Annotated in this window: 14 protein-coding genes; 11 read left to right on the forward strand and 3 right to left on the reverse strand. The window is 64.7% G+C overall.

Annotated features, from left to right (window positions below):
* The first annotated feature begins 26 nt into the window (after positions 1 to 26).
* The 9 genes from V6R86_RS00075 (at position 27) to V6R86_RS00115 (ending at position 13,989) form a co-directional block, all read left to right on the forward strand.
* Positions 27 to 3,569, forward strand: coding sequence for a hydantoinase B/oxoprolinase family protein (locus V6R86_RS00075; protein WP_338501039.1), 3,543 nt, complete (start codon positions 27 to 29; stop codon positions 3,567 to 3,569).
* A complete protein-coding gene (locus V6R86_RS00080) occupies positions 3,566 to 4,237 on the forward strand; it encodes a DUF969 domain-containing protein (RefSeq protein ID WP_338501040.1) in 672 nt (223 codons plus the stop codon). Before V6R86_RS00075 ends, V6R86_RS00080 begins: the two co-directional genes overlap by 4 nt.
* Complete coding sequence (locus V6R86_RS00085; RefSeq protein ID WP_338501041.1) at positions 4,234 to 5,187, forward strand: DUF979 domain-containing protein; 954 nt, start codon at positions 4,234 to 4,236, stop codon at positions 5,185 to 5,187. Before V6R86_RS00080 ends, V6R86_RS00085 begins: the two co-directional genes overlap by 4 nt.
* Positions 5,184 to 6,170: a DUF2891 domain-containing protein gene (locus V6R86_RS00090; RefSeq protein WP_338501042.1), complete on the forward strand. Its 987-nt coding sequence runs from the start codon at positions 5,184 to 5,186 to the stop codon at positions 6,168 to 6,170. Before V6R86_RS00085 ends, V6R86_RS00090 begins: the two co-directional genes overlap by 4 nt.
* Positions 6,171 to 6,286: 116 nt before the next feature.
* On the forward strand, positions 6,287 to 7,528 hold the full coding sequence (locus V6R86_RS00095; protein WP_338501045.1) for an efflux RND transporter periplasmic adaptor subunit: 1,242 nt from the start codon (positions 6,287 to 6,289) through the stop codon (positions 7,526 to 7,528).
* Entirely contained in the window at positions 7,528 to 10,734 is a 3,207-nt protein-coding gene (locus V6R86_RS00100) for an efflux RND transporter permease subunit (protein ID WP_338501046.1), read from the forward strand. The genes V6R86_RS00095 and V6R86_RS00100 overlap by 1 nt, the downstream gene beginning before the upstream one ends.
* The gene (locus V6R86_RS00105) at positions 10,731 to 12,113 is read left to right on the forward strand and encodes an efflux transporter outer membrane subunit (RefSeq protein WP_338501047.1); all 1,383 of its coding nucleotides are present in this window, start codon (positions 10,731 to 10,733) and stop codon (positions 12,111 to 12,113) included. The genes V6R86_RS00100 and V6R86_RS00105 overlap by 4 nt, the downstream gene beginning before the upstream one ends.
* A gap of 379 nt (positions 12,114 to 12,492) precedes the next feature.
* Entirely contained in the window at positions 12,493 to 13,599 is a 1,107-nt protein-coding gene (locus V6R86_RS00110; RefSeq protein ID WP_338501048.1) for an ATP-binding protein, read from the forward strand.
* Positions 13,600 to 13,620: 21 nt separating this feature from the next.
* Positions 13,621 to 13,989, forward strand: coding sequence for a hypothetical protein (locus V6R86_RS00115; RefSeq protein WP_338501049.1), 369 nt, complete (start codon positions 13,621 to 13,623; stop codon positions 13,987 to 13,989).
* 325 nt (positions 13,990 to 14,314) lie between these two features.
* Here the strand turns inward: V6R86_RS00115 and V6R86_RS00120 are convergent, their stop codons facing one another.
* Positions 14,315 to 14,977, reverse strand: coding sequence for a DUF6766 family protein (locus V6R86_RS00120; RefSeq protein WP_338501050.1), 663 nt, complete (start codon positions 14,975 to 14,977; stop codon positions 14,315 to 14,317).
* A 468-nt stretch (positions 14,978 to 15,445) separates the two neighbouring features.
* Positions 15,446 to 15,670: a DUF2188 domain-containing protein gene (locus tag V6R86_RS00125; protein ID WP_338501051.1), complete on the reverse strand. Its 225-nt coding sequence runs from the start codon at positions 15,668 to 15,670 to the stop codon at positions 15,446 to 15,448.
* A gap of 156 nt (positions 15,671 to 15,826) precedes the next feature.
* On the opposite strand from V6R86_RS00125, the gene V6R86_RS00130 reads away from it, so the two are divergent.
* Both V6R86_RS00130 and V6R86_RS00135 read left to right on the forward strand, forming a co-directional pair.
* The gene (locus V6R86_RS00130; RefSeq protein WP_338501052.1) at positions 15,827 to 16,576 is read left to right on the forward strand and encodes a DUF72 domain-containing protein; all 750 of its coding nucleotides are present in this window, start codon (positions 15,827 to 15,829) and stop codon (positions 16,574 to 16,576) included.
* Positions 16,577 to 16,825: 249 nt separating this feature from the next.
* Complete coding sequence (locus V6R86_RS00135; protein WP_338501053.1) at positions 16,826 to 17,458, forward strand: tyrosine-type recombinase/integrase; 633 nt, start codon at positions 16,826 to 16,828, stop codon at positions 17,456 to 17,458.
* A 206-nt stretch (positions 17,459 to 17,664) separates the two neighbouring features.
* Here the strand turns inward: V6R86_RS00135 and V6R86_RS00140 are convergent, their stop codons facing one another.
* A complete protein-coding gene (locus V6R86_RS00140; protein ID WP_338501054.1) occupies positions 17,665 to 19,416 on the reverse strand; it encodes a S9 family peptidase in 1,752 nt (583 codons plus the stop codon).
* Positions 19,417 to 19,474: the final 58 nt, after the last annotated feature.

A 19,474-nucleotide genomic window follows, 5' to 3' on the forward strand; every position in this document is an offset into this window, starting at 1 on the left:
CACCGCGCTATGCTGAAAGGCGCTTTGTGAACCGCTCCTGGTCGTTCGCCATCGACCGCGGTGGCACCTTTACCGATGTGATCGCGACCAGCTCGGACGGGCGGCAGCGGGTGGTGAAACTGCTGTCCGAGCGGCCCGACCTGTATAAAGACGCGGCGCTGGAAGCGATCCGGCAGGTCCTGGCCGAGGAGGGCGGACGCCTTGCCGCGGTGCGGATGGGCACCACGGTTGCGACCAACGCCTTGCTTGAGCGCAAGGGCGAGCGGACCGCGCTGGTGACCACGCGCGGCTTTGCCGACGTGCTGCGGATCGGGACACAGGCGCGGCCGGAGATCTTCGCGCGGCATATCGTGCTGCCCTCGATGCTTTATGCGGCGGTGGCCGAGGTGCCCGAGCGGGTGGCGGCCGACGGCGACGTGCTCCAGCCGCTGGACGAGGACGCGGCGCGGGCCGCGCTTGAGGCGCTGCGGGCGCAGGGCTTCGACAGCCTGGCCATCGTCCTGATGCACGGCTGGGCCTATCCGGCGCACGAGCGAAGGCTGGCCGAACTGGCGCGCGAAATGGGCTTTGCGCAGGTGTCCGCCAGCCACGAAGTCGCCCCGCTGATCAAGTTCGTCAGTCGCGGCGATACCACGGTGGCCGACGCTTATCTGTCGCCGGTACTGCGCCGCTATGTCGACCGGGTCGCGGCCGGGCTCGGCGCGGGCGCGGAACTGAGTTTCATGCAGTCGAACGGCGGACTTGCCGCCGCCACTGCCTTTCGCGGCAAGGACGCGATCCTGTCGGGCCCGGCTGGCGGCGTCGTCGGAATGGTCGCGGCGGGCGCGGCGCATGGCGAGGACCGGCTGATCGGCTTCGACATGGGCGGCACGTCGACCGACGTGTCGCATTATGCCGGGCAGCTCGAATTGGCGGAGGAAAGCCTCGTCGCTGGTGTCCGGGTGCGCGCGCCGATGATGCAGATCCACACGGTGGCGGCGGGCGGCGGGTCGATCTGCCGGTTCGACGGGATGCGCTTCCGGGTCGGGCCGGAAAGTGCCGGGGCGCAGCCGGGACCGGCCTGCTATCGCGCCGGCGGACCGCTGACGGTAACCGACTGCAATCTCGTGCTCGGGCGGATCGTGCCCGAATTGTTTCCGGCGGTGTTCGGGCCGGGCGGCGACCAGCCGCTCGACCGTGCCGCTTCGCTGGCCCGGATCGAAGGGGTGCGGCAAGCGGCGGGAGGGTCGCTGTCCGCCGAAGAGGTCGCCGCCGGTTTTCTCGCCATTGCCAATGAGAACATGGTCGCCGCCATCCGCAAGATCTCGGTCGCGCGCGGGCATGACGTGGCGCGCTACACGCTCGCCTGCTTCGGCGGGGCGGGCGGGCAGCATGCCTGCGCGGTCGCCGACCGGCTGGGAATGCAGCGGATCCTGATCCACCCGCTGGCCGGGGTGCTGTCGGCGTTCGGAATCGGGCTGGCCGAACGCAAGGTCATTCGCGAGCGAAGCTGGCGGCAGCCGCTCGGCGTGAGTTTCGACGCTGCGCTGGCCGGGCTGACCGGCGATGCGCGGCAGGCGCTGGAGGATCAGGGCGTCGCGTCGAATAGCGTGCGGATCGCCGAGCGGGCGCGGTTGCGGCTGGAGGGCAGCGATACCTCACTCGAACTGCCGCTGGAGGACGCGGACGCGCTGACCGCACGCTTTCACGCCCTGCACCGCCAGCGCTTCGGCTATACCGACGACAGCGCGCCGGTCATCGTCGAGGCGCTGGTCGCCGAAGCGGTCGGCGGGACCGCCTTGCCGGGCAGCCTTTCCCACCCGGCGGGACACGGCGCGACCGCGACGAAACACGGCGATTGGGATTGCTACCAGCGCGCCGAGCTTGCCGATGACCAGCAGATCGCCGGCCCGGCGCTGATCCTCGATGCGGCTTCGACCACGGTGGTTGAGGAAGGCTGGACCGCCGCGCGGGCGCATGACGGCTCCCTTATCCTGACCCGCACCGCCCCACTCGCCTCCCAGCGCACAGCCGGGCGCGAGGTCGATCCGGTGCGGCTCGAAATCTTCAACAACCTGTTCATGGCTGTGGCCGAGGAAATGGGCGTCGCGCTGCAGGCGACCGCGACGTCGGTCAACATCAAGGAACGGCTCGATTTTTCCTGCGCCATTTTCGACGCCGAGGGCGCGCTCATCGCCAATGCGCCGCATATTCCGGTGCATCTGGGCTCGATGGGCGAAAGCATCCGCACCATCATCGAAGCGCGGGGCGACGGCCAGGACGGGCGCGGGATCCGGCGCGGCGATGCGTATCTGCTGAACGATCCGTACCGCGGCGGCACTCACCTGCCCGACATCACGGTGATCGTGCCGGTGTTTTTGGGCGAGGGCGACACGCCGACCGCCTTCGTCGCCGCGCGCGGGCATCATGCCGATGTCGGCGGGATCGCGCCGGGATCGATGCCGCCCGAAAGCACTTCGATCGGCCAAGAAGGCGTGCTGATCGACAACGAGCTGCTGGTCGACGAAGGGCGGCTGCGCGAGGCGGAGATGGTGGCGCTGCTGACCGGCGGCGAGTGGCCGGTCCGCCGCCCCGATCGCAACATGGCCGACCTGAAGGCCCAGCTCGCCGCCTGCAGCCGGGGGGTCGACATGCTCCTTGCGATCGCGCGGGACCATGGGGCGGAGGTGGTCACCGCCTACATGGACCACGTCCTCGCCAATGCCGAGGAAAGCGTGCGGCGGATGCTGGGCAGACTCGCGGACGGCGCCTTTACCTACCCGATGGACAATGGCGGCGAGGTGACGGTCGCGATCCGCGTCGACCGCGCCGCTCGTTCGGCGGTGTTCGACTTCACCGGCACCAGCCCGCAGCGCCCCGACAATTTCAACGCGCCCCGTGCCATCGCCCGTGCCGCTTCGCTCTATGTCGTGCGGACGCTGATGGACGAAGACATTCCCTTGAACGATGGCTGCCTGCGCCCGGTCGAACTGATCCTGCCCGAGCATTCGATGCTGACGCCCGCCTATCCGGCCGCAGTGGTGGCGGGCAATGTCGAAACCAGCCAGGTCGTCACCGACGCCCTGTTCGCCGCGACCGGGCGGCTGGCGCCGAGCCAGGGCACGATGAACAACTTCACCTTCGGCAACGCGCGGCACCAATATTACGAGACGATCGCCGGCGGATCGGGCGCCGGGCCGGACCATGACGGGACTGACGCGGTGCAGACCCACATGACCAACAGCCGGCTGACCGATCCAGAGATTTTGGAAACCCGCCTCCCCGTCCGGCTCGACCGCTTCGCCATCCGCCGCGGGTCGGGCGGAAGCGGTGCGCACAAGGGCGGCGACGGGGTGGTGCGTGAAATCACCTTCCTCGAGCCAATGCGTGCCAACATCCTCGCCAATCGCCGGCGGATCGCGCCCAAGGGCTTGGCCGGTGGCAGCGACGCCCTGCCCGGCCGCAACTGGGTCGAGCGGGCGGACGGCACGATCGAGGAACTGACCGCCACCGCCAAGGCCGACATGGCGCCCGGCGACCGCTTCATCATCGAGACGCCGGGCGGCGGCGGGTTTGGAGAGCCCTTATGAATTATTGGCCCCTGCTCGGCATCCTGCTGGTGGTCGCGGGCTTTGCGCTGCGGCTCAACCCGATGCTGGTGGTGACCGTCGCGGCGCTGGCGACGGGGCTGCTTGCCGGGCTCGACCCGCTGGCGGTGATCGCGACCTTCGGCAAGGCGTTCAACGATAACCGGATCATCGCCATCGTCTGGATCGTGCTGCCGGTGATCGGCATGCTCGAGCGCTTCGGGTTGCAACAGCGTGCCGCGACGCTGATCCGCTCGATGCGCAAGGCGACCACCGGCAAGCTCCTGCTCCTCTACCTCGGCTATCGTCAGTTAACCGCCGCGATCGGCCTTCATTCGACCGCCGGCCAGGCGCAGACCGTTCGCCCGCTGGTCGCCCCGATGGCGCTCGCGGCGGCCGAAATGGAGCATGGCGAGCTCGACGAGGAAACCGCCGAGACGGTCAAGGAAATGGCGGCGGCGACCGACAATGTCGGACTGTTCTTCGGCGAGGACATCTTTTTCGCCATCGGCTCGATCGTCCTGATCCAGGCGACGCTCGCGACTTACGGCATCGACCTTGCGCCCTTGCAGCTCGCGGTGTGGGCGATCCCGACCGCGATCCTCGCTTTCCTGATCCACGGCGCGCGGCTGCTGCTGCTCGACCGGCGATTGAGGAGGTCGGCCAAATGATCACGCTCCATTGGCTCTATCTCCTGGCAGGCGCGATGTTCGCCGGCTTTGCGATCCTCAGCGCGGGCGATCGCAGCAACGCCAAGCGCTGGGGCAATGCCGCCTTCTGGGGGCTGATGGCGCTGAGCCTGCTTGGCGGCGACCTGATCGGCGATCTCGGCAACGGCTTCCTGGTGCTCGGGCTGGCGGCGCTGGCCGGGTTCGGCTTGGTCGGGCGCGGCCAGCCGGCGACCACCAGCGAGGCGGAGCGAGAGGCCTGGTCCGCACGGCTCGGCAACAAGCTGTTCCTGCCCGCGCTGATCATTCCGGCGACAGCGCTATTCGGCACCTTGCTCTACAATTATTCGCCACTGGGTCAGTCCGGCCTGTTCGAAGCCAAGCGCGAGACCTACGTGCTGCTCGGCCTCGGTGTGCTGTTGGCGATCCTCACGATCTTCGTCTGGCTGAAGCCGCCGCCGCTGACCCCGCTGCAGGAAGGCCGGCGGCTGATCGATTCGATCGGCTGGGCCGCCGTCCTGCCGCAGATGCTGGCGGCCTTGGGCGTGCTGTTCGCGGCGGCCGGCGTCGGCGACATCATCGGCGGGCTGACCCGCTCGGTCATTCCCGATGGCAGCCTGTTCCTCACCGCCGCGGTGTTCGGGATCGGCATGGCGCTGTTCACCATGGTGATGGGCAATGCCTTTGCCGCTTTCCCGGTGATGACCGCAGCGATCGGCGTGCCGCTGCTGATCCAGGATTATGGCGGCGATCCCGCGGTGGTGGGAGCCGTCGGCATGCTGGCGGGTTTCTGCGGAACGCTGATGACCCCGATGGCCGCCAACTTCAATCTCGTCCCCGCCGCCTTGCTCGAACTCAAGGACCAATATGGCGTGGTGAAAGCACAGGTCGCGACAGCGCTGCCGCTTCTCGCGCTCAACATCCTGATCATCTACGTGGCGGCGTTCCGATGAGCGGCCTCACCCGCAACATGGCGGCGCGCTTCGCGGGCATCGCGCTCGGTCACGTCACCCAGGAATATCCGCACAAGCTCGATCATGTGCTGCTCGGCGACGCCGACGCGGTGCCGCCCCGGGTGCTGCATCCGATCTTCTACGGCAGCTTCGACTGGCACAGCTGCGTCCACGGCTGGTGGACCCTGCTGACCATCCGCCGGCTGTTCCCCGACCTCTCCGAAGCGGCGCGGATCACCATGCTCGCGGACGAAAGCTTCACCGCCGACAAGGTGGCGGCCGAGCTCGCCTATCTCAACCGCCCGCAATCGGCCGGCTTCGAGCGGCCTTATGGCTGGGCCTGGTTGCTGGCACTGCATGGCGAGGCCGAGCGGCAGGGCGACCACAGCTGGGGCGACCGGCTGCGCCCGCTCGCCCAAGCGTTCGCCGGGCGCTTTGTCGGCTATCTCGACAAGCTGACCTATCCGATCACGGTCGGGACGCATTTCAACACCGCTTTCGCGCTGACCCTGGCGCACGATTGGGCACGCGAGCATGACCCGGCCCTGCGCGAAGCAATCGAAGCCTGGACCGAACGCTGTTTCGGGGAGGAGCGGGATTATCGCGGGTGGGAGCCCGGCGGGGACGAGTTCCTGTCCCCTGCCCTCAGCGTCGCCCTGCTGATGGCGCGAGTGCGGGGGCGCGAGGATTTCGCGCCGTGGTTCGAGGCGTTCCTGCTCGACAATGGCGCGCTGGAGGGTCGCTTCGCGCCCGCCTTCGTGTCCGACCGCAGCGACGGCAAGACCGCGCATCTCGATGGGCTCAATCTCAGCCGCGCCTGGGCGCTGCGCTCAATCCGCGAGCGCCTTGGCCCCCACCCTGCCGCGCCGCTGCTGACCCGCCTCGCCGACGCCAATTTCGCCGCGGCGCTGCCGCACCTCAGCGGCGATTATGCCGGGGAGCATTGGCTGGCGACCTTCGCGCTGCTGGCCACGCTCGCCTGAGCGCAGGCCGTTGGCCGAGCGATACGGCGGTTGGTCGATAACGAGTTCGCTTATGCAACTTTTGCCGCACGGCACGATTGAAGGGGCGTAGCTAGCTTGAAGAATGCGTATATCTGATGAGCAAAAGATCGCCGGGCGCTGCCACGGCCCTCGTTCTTTGCGTGCTGTTGCCGATCCTCGGCGCCTGCTCGGGCGGGGCTGAGGCCGAAGCGCAGAAGGGCGGCAACGCGAAAGGCGCGCGCGGGCCGTCGCAGGTCGGCTTCGTCACCGTGACGACCACCGATGTGCCGCTCGTCACCCAGCTCGGCGGGCGCACCGTTGCTTATGAGACGTCGGAAGTCCGGCCACAGGTCAACGGCATCGTTCAGCGCCGCTTGTTCACCGAAGGCAGCTTCGTTCGTCAGGGCCAGCCGCTCTACCAGATCGACCCCAGCCTTTACCGCGCCGCCGTGAATGAGGCGTCCGCCACCGTGGCCAGCGCGCGCGCGGCAGCCGATGCGGCGCAGGCGCGGGCCAATCGCTTCCGTCCGCTGGCCCAGATCGAAGCGGTCAGCCAGCAGGAATATACCGATGCCGCCGCGCAGGCCCGGCAGGCGCGCGCCGCCGTGGCCCAGAATCAGGCGGCGCTCGAGACCGCGCGGATCAACCTGCGCTTCGCTACCATCCGTGCGCCGATCAGTGGGCGCATCGGCCGTTCGCTGTTCACGCAGGGCGCGCTCGTAAGCGCCAATCAGGTGGAGCCGCTCGCGATCATCCAGCGCACCGATCCCATCTATGTCGATATCCAGCAATCGAGCGCCGATCTGACCGCGCTGCGCCGCGCGCTGGCGCAAGGCGGGGTGACGCCGGGCAGCACGCAGGTCCGCCTCCTTCTCGAGGATGGCAGCGATTATGGCTACACCGGCACCGTGCAATTCTCGGAGCTCCAGGTGAACGAGAGCACCGGCACCGTGACCTTGCGCGCCAGCTTCCCCAATCCGCAGGGCACTTTGCTGCCCGGGCAGTTCGTCCAGACCCGCTTCACCCAGGCCGTGACGCCCAACGCCATACTCGTGCCGCAAAATGCGGTGCAGCGGGACATCGGCGGGCAGGCGTATGTGTTCATCGTCGGGCCCAACAACAAGGCGATCCGCCGCGAGGTGAAGGCCGATCGGGCGCAGGGCAACGATTGGGTGATTACCGGTGGCATTCGGGCCGGTGACAAGGTCATCACGCAGGGCCTCGCCAACCTGCGTGACGGCGCCGACATCCGACCGGTGCCCGCCAACACCCCGCAACGCATCGCGCCACCTCCGGCGGGTCAGGGCGGCGGCCGGGGCAAGGCGGGCGGACAGAGCAAGGGCGGCGGGCCCGCTTAGTGTCCCAGCTGTTCATCAACCGGCCGATTTTCGCCTGGGTCCTGGCGATCATCACCATGCTGGCCGGGATCGGCGCGATCACCCAGCTTCCGATCGAGCAATATCCCGACGTCGCCCCGCCGCAGGTCAACATCCGCGCCACCTATCCCGGCGCCAGCGCCGAGACGGTCGAGAACAGCGTCACCCAGATCCTCGAACAGCAATTGTCCGGGATCGACGGGCTATTGTTCTTTTCCTCCACCTCGAGCTCGCGCGGGGCGGTCGGGATTTCGGCGACTTTCGCCAAGGGTACCGATCCCGATACCGCGCAGGTGCAGGTGCAGAATGCGGTGCAGCAGGCGGTCTCGCGGCTGCCGCAGCAGGTTCAGCAGCAGGGTGTCCGGGTCACCAAGTCCAATCCCGATTTCCTGCTGATCGTCGGCGTCTTTGACGAGACCGACCGGCGCTCGAACATCGACGTGTCGGATTATCTCACCAGCAACATCCAGGATCCGCTGAGCCGCGTCGAAGGGGTCGGCGACGTGAACGTGTTCGGCTCACAGCGGGCGATGCGGATCTGGCTCAATCCGCAAAAGCTGGCCGGTGTCGCGCTGATGCCGGGCGACGTCATCACCGCCATCCAGAACCAGAATACCGAGGTCGCCGCGGGCGAAGTCGGAAGCCTGCCCCAGCCGCGCGACCAGCTTTTGAACGCTACCGTCACCGCCCAGTCGCGCCTGCAGAGGCCCGAGCAGTTCGAAAACATCATCCTCAAGACCGAACCGAGCGGCGCTACCGTCCGGGTCAAGGACGTCGCCCGGGTAGAGTTGGGCGCCGAGAGCTATAATTCGGTCAGCCGGATCAACGGCCATCCGGGTGCCGGCATGGCGATCAGCCTCGCGCCTGGGGCCGACGCCTTGAAGACCGCCGGCCTGATTAAGGCGCGGGTGGCCGAGCTGACGACCTCGATGCCCGACGGCCTCAAGGTCGCCTACGCCAACGACACCACCGCCTTCATCAAGCTGTCGGTCGAGGAAGTGGTGAAGACCCTGCTCGAGGCCGTGGTCCTCGTGGTCATCGTGATGTTCGTCTTCCTGCAAAGCTGGCGGGCGACGCTGGTGCCGGCAATCGCGGTGCCGGTGGTGCTGCTCGGCACCTTCGCGATCTTCTACCTGTTCGGTTTCACCATCAACACGCTGACCCTGTTCGGGCTGGTGCTGGCGATCGGGCTTCTCGTCGACGACGCCATCGTGGTGGTCGAGAATGTCGAGCGCCTGATGGAAGAAAACCCGGGGATGAGCCCCAAGGAAGCCACCGAGATCTCGATGAAGGAGATCCAGGTCGCGCTTGTCGCGATCGCGGTGGTGCTGTCGGCGGTGTTCCTGCCGATGGCGTTCTTCGGCGGCTCCACCGGGGTCATCTATCAGCAATTCTCGATCACCATCATCAGCTGCATGGTGCTGTCGGTGCTGGTCGCGCTGATCCTGAGCCCGGCGATCACCGCGACCCTGCTGAAAGCTCGCAAGCCCGCCGATGAAGAAGCCGCCGAGCGGGTCGACGCACGCTGGTACCAGCGCTGGGCGCACAAGTTCCAAGACGGGTTCAACCGCAACTTCAACCGCGGGATCGAGCGCTACACCGGCGGAGTGATGACCGTCATCAACCGCAAGTGGCTGTTCCTCGGCATCTACGGCATCACCTGCGCCATCCTGGTGATCCTGTTCTTCCGCCTTCCGACCAGCTTCCTGCCGACCGAGGACCAGGGTGCGGCCAGCATCCAGTTCCGCCTGCCCGCCGGCGCCACCCAGCAACGCACGCTGGAAGTGCAGCGGCAGATCGAGACCTACCTCAATCAGTACGAAGCCAAGAACCTCGCGGTGGTGTTCACCGTGGCGGGCGGCGGTGGCGGCGGCGGCGCGACCGGGCAGAATACCGGTCAGGGGTTCATCAACCTGGCGCCGTGGGACGAGCGCAAGGGGGCGGAAAACAGCGCCAATGCGATCGTCGAGCGTGCCTCCGGTGCCTTCCGCGGCCTGCGCGACGCGCAGGTGTTCGCGCTGGTGCCGGGCGCGATCCGCGGGCTTGGCCAATCCAACGGCTTCAACCTGCAGTTCCAGAACAGCGGTGGCCTCAGCCGCGAACAGTTCCAGGAAGCACGCGAACGCCTGCTCGCCGCCGCCAATGGCGACCCGCTGCTGACGTCGGTTCGCCTCAGCGACCTGCCCGATGTCGCCAACCTCGACATCGACGTCGATCAGCAACGCCTCACGGCTTACGGCGTCAGCCAGGCCGACGTGAACAGCACGTTGTCGACCGCATGGGGTGGACGCTATGTCAACGACTTCATCGACAATGGCCGGGTGAAGCGGGTCTACGTGCAAGGCGACGCCGCTTATCGCTCGCAGCCGTCCGACATCGGTCAATGGTTCGTGCGCGGCAACGACGGGGAGATGACCCCGTTCAGCGCCTTTGCGCAGACCGGGTGGAGCACGGGGCCGAGCAGCCTCAGCCGCTTCAACGGCGTCTCCTCGTTCGAATTCCAGGGTCAGCCCGCGCCGGGCGTCAGTTCGGGCGAAGCGATGGACCGGATGATGCAGCTTGCCGCCGAAATCCCCGGCACCAGCGTCGCCTGGTCGGGCGCGAGCTTCCAGGAACGTCTGTCGGCGGGTCAGGCGCCCTTGCTCTACGGCCTGTCGCTCCTGGTCGTGTTTCTCTGCCTCGCCGCGCTGTACGAAAGCTGGACCATCCCCGTCGCGGTGCTGCTGGTGATCCCGCTCGGCCTAGTCGGCGCGGTGTTTGGGGTGACGCTTCGCGGGCTGGAGAACGACGTCTACCTGCAGATCGGCCTCCTCACGACCATGGGCCTTGCCGCCAAGAACGCCATCCTGATGATCGAATTCGCCGAACAGGCCGAGCGGCAGGGCAAGAGCGTGCTCGACAGCGCGATCGAAGCCGCTCGGATCCGCCTGCGCCCGATCCTGATGACCAGCTTCGCTTTCATCTTCGGCGTGCTGCCGCTGGCGATTTCGACCGGGGCCGGGGCCAACAGCCGCATCGCCATCGGCACGGCGGTGATCGGCGGGATGCTGACCGCGACCATTCTCGCCGTCTTCTACATCCCGCTTTTCTTCGTGCTGGTGCGCCGCGCTGCGAGGGACGGCGTGTCCAAGATCCGCGATCGACTGCGCCGCCGGACCCCGCCGCCGACAGCGGAGGCGACGACATGAAGAAGTTTCTCCTTCTCGCCCCCATCCTGCTTGCCGGCTGCACTTCCTTCGACCCCACCTACCGCACCCCGGCCGCACCGGTTCCGGTGAGTTGGCCGGCCGGCGATCCGTATCGCGCCGAGGCCCCTGCCCTCCCCGCGTTCGGTCACCGCGACGTGCTGCGCGATGTGCGGCTGCAGACGCTGGTCGCACAGGCGCTCCAGAACAATCGCGACCTGCGTATCGCCGCCGCCAACATCGCCGCCGCGCGCGCTCAGGTGAGGATCACCCGCGCCAATCAATTGCCGAGGCTCGACAGCGCCGTCGGGGTCGACGTCAGCCCGCGCCGGAACGAGGACGGCGACATCAAAGGCGTGCGCGTCGGCGGCGCGGCAAGCCTGCTCCCGTCGTTCGAGCTCGACCTGTTCGGCCTGCTCGCGTCCCAGACCAGGGCGCAGCAGGAGCGGCTGCTCGCCACCGGCGCGGCCGAGCGGGCGGTTCGGGTCGCTTTGATCGGCGACATCGCCGATGCCTGGCTGACCTACGCCGCCGACACCTCGTTGCTGTCGATTGCCGAGAATACGGTTGCGGCGGCCGAGCGGAGCCGGGTGCTGACCGATGCTCGGCTTCGCGGCGGTGTCGCCCCGCGCACCGATCTTCTTCAGGCGCAGCAAGTGCTCGAGACCGCCCGCGCCGATCTCGCCGAACAGCGCGCGCGGCGCGCGCAGGACGCGAACCTCCTGCAGTTGCTGGTCGGCGCCCCGGTCGATCCGAGCCTGCTGCCCCGCTCGATCAACGAAGCGGCGGCCAGTGTCGCCGCGCTTCCGGCCGGGCTCGACAGCCGCATCCTGCTTCGCCGCCCCGATGTGATTGAGGCCGAGTATCGCCTGCGCGCCGCCAACGCCGATATCGGCGCGGCCCGCGCGGCGCTGTTCCCGCGCATCTCGCTGACGGGACTGCTCGGGCTCGCCAGCAGCACGCTCGGCGGCCTGTTCAGCGGAAGCGCGTTCAACTTCTCGGCCGGCGCCGATGCGGCCTACAGCATCTTCAATGGCGGCGCGGCGCGCGGAAACGTTGCACTCGCCCGTGCCGGGCAGCAGGCCGCGCTCGCGACCTACGAGCGCGCGATCCAGACCGGCTTTCGTGAGGTGGCCGACGCGCTTGCCGACCGCGGCGCGCTAGGCGACCGGGTCGCCGCCAATCAGCGCAACCTGACCGCCGCCAACGAGACCTTGCGCCTCGTCACCGCCCGCTACCGCGAAGGACTGGACCCCTTCCTCAACGTCCTCGACGCCCAGCGCTCGGCCTATGCGACCGAACGCAACGTCGTCGCCGTACAACTCGCCGCCGCGCAGAATCGCGTCGCCGTCTATCGCGCGCTTGGCGGCGACGGGATCTGAAGCGTCAGGGGAAAGTGGCGGAGAGGGTGGGATTCGAACAGAAGTCTGTCTGCTCTCTCCAATTGCTTAGCACGACCCGCATCCTCGGGGACGGTGCCCCCACGGGTGCCCCCATTCTGGATTCCGCAAATGACGTGCGGCAAGCGGCAGTCGAGTTGCAAGTGGCCTAGAGGACCGAATGATCCAACGCAGGGTTACTTTGTCTGGAAAGACCCACAAGCCGACGTTCGGCGCTGACTTTCGATCAAACGTAAGCAGCCGTTCGTTCATGTGCGCCCTGGCCTGAAAGTGGCAAGAGAAAGCCTTCCTCTGGCGCAGCTCCTGACTCTTGCAGTCGATTTGCACCTAGCTAATCTAACGAGAAAGCTGGGGCCTGACTGTGATCACCGACAGAGAGATTGCGTTCATCAAGGCAATGATGGCGCGAGGCATGAAAACTGCGGACATCCAGTTCTACTTCAACCATCAAGATCGGCCAGTAAATACAGGCCGCTTTGCCGACATTCGCGCCGGTCGCTACGGCCGCTCCGCCGTGATCGGAGCCGCGACCGATGAAGAGCTGCAGACCTTTCTCGATGATCATGCCGCTGGCCGGATCAATGTTGAAATAGCGAAACCCGATCCGCTCGCACCAGTGACTCTGAGGGCACTCTTCGAGAAGATCGGCAAGGGTGCATGGCGACTGGTCGGCAACGAGACAGACCGAGTAGAGTGCAAGGAGACCTTTCACCTGCGCGGGAACTGGCTGCGCGCCATGGCTGCTCTCGCAAACAATCAGGGAGGCTACATCCTCTTCGGCGTCCGTGACAATGACGTGGAGGGGAGACAGCTAGTTGTCGTCGGCATGCGTGACGACATTTTGCTGAAAACAGACCCGCTCGTCCTCACCCGTCGGATCCGGAGCACCTTCGACCCTACTCCGGTCTTCCAGATCGGGAAGATCTCGTTCGGTAATAAGGTGGTCGGCGTTATGCACGTTGATCAGCATCCCGCTCGTCCCATTGTAGCGACGAAGCAGGACGGGGACGTCGCCGAGGGTGACATATACTATCGCTATCCGGGCCAGAGCCTGAAGATCAAGTATAGCGATCTTAGGACGCTACTCGACGAGCGAGATGCGCGCGTCCGGGCCGAACTACAGCCGATGCTCAACCGCCTTGTGCAGCTTGGTCCTGGCAGGGCGATGGTAGCCGATCTTTCTGCCAACGAGCTAACCGATGGTAGGCGCTCGATCAGGATCGATAAGGAGCTCGCAGACAAGATCGCCTTCATCAAGGAGGGCCACTTCGTCGAGAAAGCCGGGATGCCGGCGCTCCGGCTCGTAGGCGAAGTACGAGTCGGTCAGGGCGAGCCGGCAGTGAAGAAGGGCATCGTTAACCGCGCCGAGATGCTCTCCGACTTTCTCGACGATACAAGCCGGGCCGATCCAGTCGACTATCTCCGCTTTGCGATCGAGATATCGAACGGCGAATGGCTTCCCATCTGACACTTCGCCCGGCTTGCTGGAATGAGCGACGAACAGCTCACTTCCTTCATCGATGGGACAGGCGGCCATGCGGCAAACAAACGGCTATTCAAGGATCGGGTCGCGCACTCCGACGCAGCTTTCGACGTCGCTGCGGGCGCACCCGCCGCTTGGCTGGCCAAGATTACTGCAGGCGAACACGTACATCCGAAAAGTGCTAAAGAAGCCGGACAGATCGGGCGGGCACTCCAAGGGATCGGCGATGCAGGTCTTGCCGATATCGAAAGGCTGCGTTCAATTGCCGGAGATTGCCTTGACGCAATTGCAGGTTCGAGAGCCGCCGCGCCAGGGAGCTATATCAGACGCGGGATCGCCCGGATCGACGAACTTGCGGATAGGTTGCGACAATAGCTCCCGCCAATTCACGTCCTTAATCGGCCCGCGCACTCCCAACTGAGAGAGCCTAGGCTGAATGTCTCAAGGTGGCCGAAACTCGCCTGTCCGCTATACTTAGGACGACGATATTGGACGTAGGCGATGGTTGCGCCGGCTCAGTGCTCCTGCTCAACCTGAGGATCGACTGCGGGCAATGCGGTGCATCTCGTGCGCTTGTGACCCGGAAGCATTACGACCTTCGAGCACGTGGCAACGGGTCGTCAACTCCTGCGGATAATGCGGTGTTCGGTCAATCTGAAAGAGACGAAGCTAGCCCAACCCCACTAGGCGAACCCGATAGCTACTCCTGCCCGGTCTGAGAATTTGGGGCGGAGAGCGCTTTGCTTTCGGGCGAGTTCTGATGCCGGAGGAAAATGGACAGGACTACCAAGACGGCGGTCGAAAGAAATTCGCTCTGCCAGTTCTGAAAGGACTCGAACCAAAGCTGCGGGTCGACAAGATACCAAAGTAGGTCGACCTGCGTTTCGCCATGGGCCTCAGCCTCCTGTGCAGCCACTCTCGCGCTGTTCGTCCAGTGCACGACAAAGGAAAGGACGAAGAGGGTGAAGAGCGTCAGGCCGAGACTGTGCGCGTAGAGCCACCGAACAAGGGGTCCGCGTTGCAGCGCACCCGGTGATCCTTCGATCTTTGCTGCTTCCTCGGGCAAGCCATCGCGAGGTGGCTTGTCAGGGTCTCTAGACTCCGATGAACCTCGCTGAACGAGAATGCTGGTCAGCACGACGTACGTGGACATCTGCAGGAATTCGCTTTCCCAGTTCTCGAAGACCGACGAGATAAAGGACGCGCTACCGAGATACTGCCAGCCCGTAAGCAAATGCTCGCCATGGCGGCCAAGATTTTCGTTCTCGACTTTCCAACCGGCGAGCCACTGTCCAACGATGCTCACGAGGAACATCATCATGAGAACGATAGTCAGACCGTTATCCCTGATGATTCTTGGCATAGTAGCTCCATTTCGGTGGTCAGACGACGAAGCAGTCTTCAACCCGTTGGGCAGGCAAGACTAGGCCAACTGCCACAACAACCCGTCGGCGGCATGAGGCGAAGAGCTTCGCTTTCCAAGTAGAAAACGAGTACGAGCCGTGGCAGGCATAAGACGCCATGCCTTACGAAAAGATCGCAAAATATCGCAAGCTGGTTCTCACTGAGTCAGGACGGGCCCTAGCCGAGCCTACGCCTGAGATTGCGAGGCAACATGAGGATTTAGCTGATCACTATCTCAGCCTGATGAGGACGATGGGTCGCCCCGTAGCGAACGATCATCTTGAAGAGCCATTGAATCCTTCGCAAGCTCTCACGCGGCCGTAAGCGCGTCACAAGCATTCTTTAAGCCTATGAAAAGCTTTCCGGCGCATAGTTGGCGACGGCCTGACCACTGATGAGTCAAACCGCTATTGGAGCGGCTCGCAAACTACCCGCGCCCGCGAGGGTCGTTGCCATGGCTGTCCGACCTGATGATTTTGCCATCGAGATTCTGAATTTGTAGCTCGGTCCCTTGATTTCGGCTGATCTCGCGACCGATTTTCTCGGCCTCGGCCTTCGTGTCAGCAACATGACTGGCGCGCTTCCCGCCGTCCCGTTTGACCTGCCAACCGCCATCTTTGTGCGGCATGATGCGATGAATATCTCGAGCCATGGCAACAGTTCCTCCTGATACCGTTTGCCGGAACGGTGATGATCGCCGTGATGTTCCCGAGGTCCGCTACGGCCTCGCAATGTCTTGGGGAATGGTGAGCGGAACTTCCGCAATGAGCGAAAGCAGACATGCGCGTCTTTGTGCGTTCGTATCCTTATGGCTTTCTCGGACACCACGCGCATCGGCACCGCAGGCTGGAGCATAGCGAGTGACGCTACACAGGCATTCCCCTCGGCAGGGACCGGCCTCGAGCGCTACTCGGCCGTCTTCTCCTGTGCCGAGATCAACAGCAGTTTCCACCGTCCGCATCGGACAAGCACTTGGGAGAAGTGGCGGGAGAGCGTGCCAACAGGTTTCCGATTTTCCGTAAAGGTGCCCAAAACCATCTCGCATGAGGCTCGGCTCGTTGGGGCGGAGAAGCAGATGGAGGCGTTTCTAAGTGAAGCCGGGCTGCTGCGCGAGAAACTGGCCGTTCTGCTGGTGCAACTACCGCCAAGCCTTGAACTGGACCCGGAAGTTGCCGGTGCCTTCTTTCGCGACTTCCGTGCTGCCTCACTGGCGCGCGTGACAGTCGAGCCGCGTCACGCAAGCTGGTTTGGCGTGGAAGGTGACGCCCTGCTGCGCGAGGTGGGCGTAAGCCGGGTCGGGGCAGATCCCGCGCGATTGCCCGAGGCAGCCTTGCCGCTAGTGGAAAACGGCCTTGCCTATTGGCGATTGCATGGATCGCCTGTCATCTACCGCTCAAGCTATGTGGACCGGATTGGCGACATTGCGGCGGCGTTGCGGAACACGGAAGCCGAGGAGCGCTGGTGCATCTTCGACAATACGGCAAGCACCGCGGCGACAGCGAACGCGCTAGGGCTAAAAGATGCGCTCAACCTTCCTTCAAGTTTACCTTTATTCTGATTCGGGGTGACGAAATTTTTGCAATTCGCCGGCTGCGAATATCAGCAACTCAGCTGAACAAACGTCCATTTGTCGGTACTGGCGAAGGGCTTCGGTGTGCCTGCGAAGGGCGCATAGCTGCCCTACGCCTCGCATGAACGAACTTCCGCTATCCGCCTGCGCATCCGAAAGCAGACGGACTGCTTTCCACCAGGCCAAGTCTCTTCGCTCGTTTTCTCCTCGGCCGCTGTGGGCCTGAGGAGATGAAGCATGGGACATGCAATCTACGATCCCGGTCAGGAAGACCGCCCCGCGTGGAACGTTGGCCGTAAGCTTGGCGCTAAGCGGCCGCTCCTGCCAAAGCAGGTGTGGGCGGTGCGATTCTTCCTAGAGCAGGAGCACCGCCTCCGCGATCGCGCTCTCTTCGACCTAGCGATCGACAGCAAGCTTCGCGGTTGCGACCTCGTGAAGATCAAGATTGACGAGCTGGTCAGCGGAGCCCGTATCCGCCAGCGCGCGATCATCGTCCAGCAGAAGACTGGTCGCCCTGTGCAGTTCGAGCTTCTGGAACCCGCCCGCACAAGTTTGCTTCAGTGGCTTGAACGACGCGGTGGCTCGCTCGACGAGTACGTCTTTCCCAGCCGCGTTGACCGGCTCGCACACATGAGCACCAGGCAGTATGCTCGCCTGGTCGACGAGTGGGTGACGGCCATAGGTTTGCGCCGCGAAGACTACGGCACCCACTCGCTCCGCCGCACAAAGGCAGCCCTCATCTACAAGCAAACGGGCAATCTGCGCGCCGTGCAGATCTTGCTCGGGCACACCAAGATCGAGACGACGGTGAGATATCTGGGCGTCGAAGTCGAAGATGCTCTGGCGCTTGCCGAAGCGACCGAGATCTAAACAGCGTGGTGGGCTGGTTCGCCAGCCCTCCACGCTGACCATCGCCATTCGTCCAACTGGGGTAGCAATCTGCGAAGCTTTGAAGCTTTCTCCCCGACTGGTTATCCAGCGAATCGTCACATCGTGAAAAATGCAGGATAATCCTCCAGAAATCTGCCAAATCTCGGCGTCCGAAACGGGCCGTAAGCAGTCGGTCCTGCGGGCTTTCAGCGTGGCGCAGCGCTGCTTGTCGTTGCCACAGCCCTAAGATGCTCTGCGAAGAAGCCAACGATCTCCGTCGTGGAGCGAACCCTGTTAGACGTCTTGCGCCAGCCGTGACCCTCATCGGGGAAGAGCGTGTACTTAACAGGCACCCCCCGCGCCTTCATCGCTGCGACAATCTGCTCCGCCTCGACGACCGGCACGTTGGTATCGTTGGCGCCGTGAAGCACGAACAAGGGTGTCTTGATGCGATCAAGCTTGTGGATGGGCGAGAGGCTGCGAAGCATTGCCGCTTCTGTCGCGGGATCACCATATTCAGTGGTCGAGATGGCCGCCATCCAGGGCTCGCTTTCACGAAAGAAGGTTTCGAAATTGACGACCCCGAACAGGTTCACGCCTGCGGCGAACATGTCTGGATACTCGGTCAGTCCAGCCATCACCATGTAGCCGCCGTAACTTCCACCCATGATACCGAGCCGCGTGGGATCGGCGATCCCCTTGGCGACCAGCGCATCGGTCGTAGCCTTAATGTCCCGCACGCCGTCGACGCGCTTGCCGCGATCATCCATCGCCATGAAGGTCTTGCCGAAACCTGAGGAGCCCCGGACATTGGGTGCAAAAACGGCGATGCCGGTGGCGACTAGAGCCTGAGCGTCTGGGCTCATGCTCGGCCTGGCCTGTCCTTCGGGTCCGCCGTGGTAATTGAACACTACCGGCACCGGCCCCGTTGATGCCCGAGGCCGATACAACCAGCCGGAAAGTGCAAGGCCATCATGAGCCTTGTAGGTAATCAATTCCGGGCGGACGAGCGTCGTCAGATCGACCCCGTCGTGACGACTTTCGGTGATGCGGCGAATGCCTCCCGTGGCGGTGTCGACAAGGTAGATGTCGGTCGTGCGATTGGCCCCCGATCCAACTAGCGCGAGACTTCGACCGTCAGCAGTGAAGTCACCCGCACCGACGAGATCGAACGGAAGCTTGGGTCCCGGACGGACCCGGCCGCTCTTCGGATCGAACCAGGCCAACTCGCTTCTTCCGCCCACATTCCACACGAGTACCGCTTTGCGGCCGTCCTCGCTCATGGCGGCACCCTCGGCCACGGCATCGGTTCGCTGAGCAAAATAGCGGATCGGCCCGGGCTTGCCGTCTGGGCCGATGCTTATGGTGCCAAATGCTTGCCGGTCCCGCCGGACGTTGGAGATTACGTAGACGGTTCTCCCATCGGGGGAGAGGTCGCCCCAGCCGGTCTCAGCCTTCCCTTCGTGGGGTGTAAGCAGGGTCTCCGTGCCAGTACGTTGGTCGATGAGATAGAGATTCGTGTCGCCACGACCGAGTAGCCGTCCGACAACGGCCCGGTCACCTCGCATGTCGGCAATGCTATTCAAGCCCTTGTCGGAAGCGAGCTTCGTCCACGCTCCAGTGGCCACCTGGATCAGCGCCGGGTCTCGCGCCGCCGGATTGTCCTTGTTCGTATCAACGAAGATGGCAGATCCATCGCGGCTCCAGCCGGCAAACCCATTGTTTTCCTTACCTCCGGGAGTCAGCCGTCTTGCGCCTGAACCTGCCGCGTTCATCACCCAGATCTGAGTGTTAAGGCCGCCGCCTGGCAGCACCGAATATGCAAGTTGCTCGCCAGTCGGAGACCATGACACAGAACCGACTGGATCCGTTAGCGTCGTGATCTGCCGAGCGGCGCCAGTGGCCAGGTCGCGAATCCAGATCTGCGGACTGCCGCTTTCATTGGAGAGATAGGCCATCCGTTTTCCGTCTGGGGAAAGGGTCGGCGAGGTAGCACTATTGATGCGCCCCAATGCC

The sequence above is a fragment of the Sphingomonas kaistensis genome, assembly GCF_036884275.1.
Classification (GTDB): Bacteria; Pseudomonadota; Alphaproteobacteria; order Sphingomonadales; family Sphingomonadaceae; genus Sphingomicrobium; species Sphingomicrobium kaistense_A.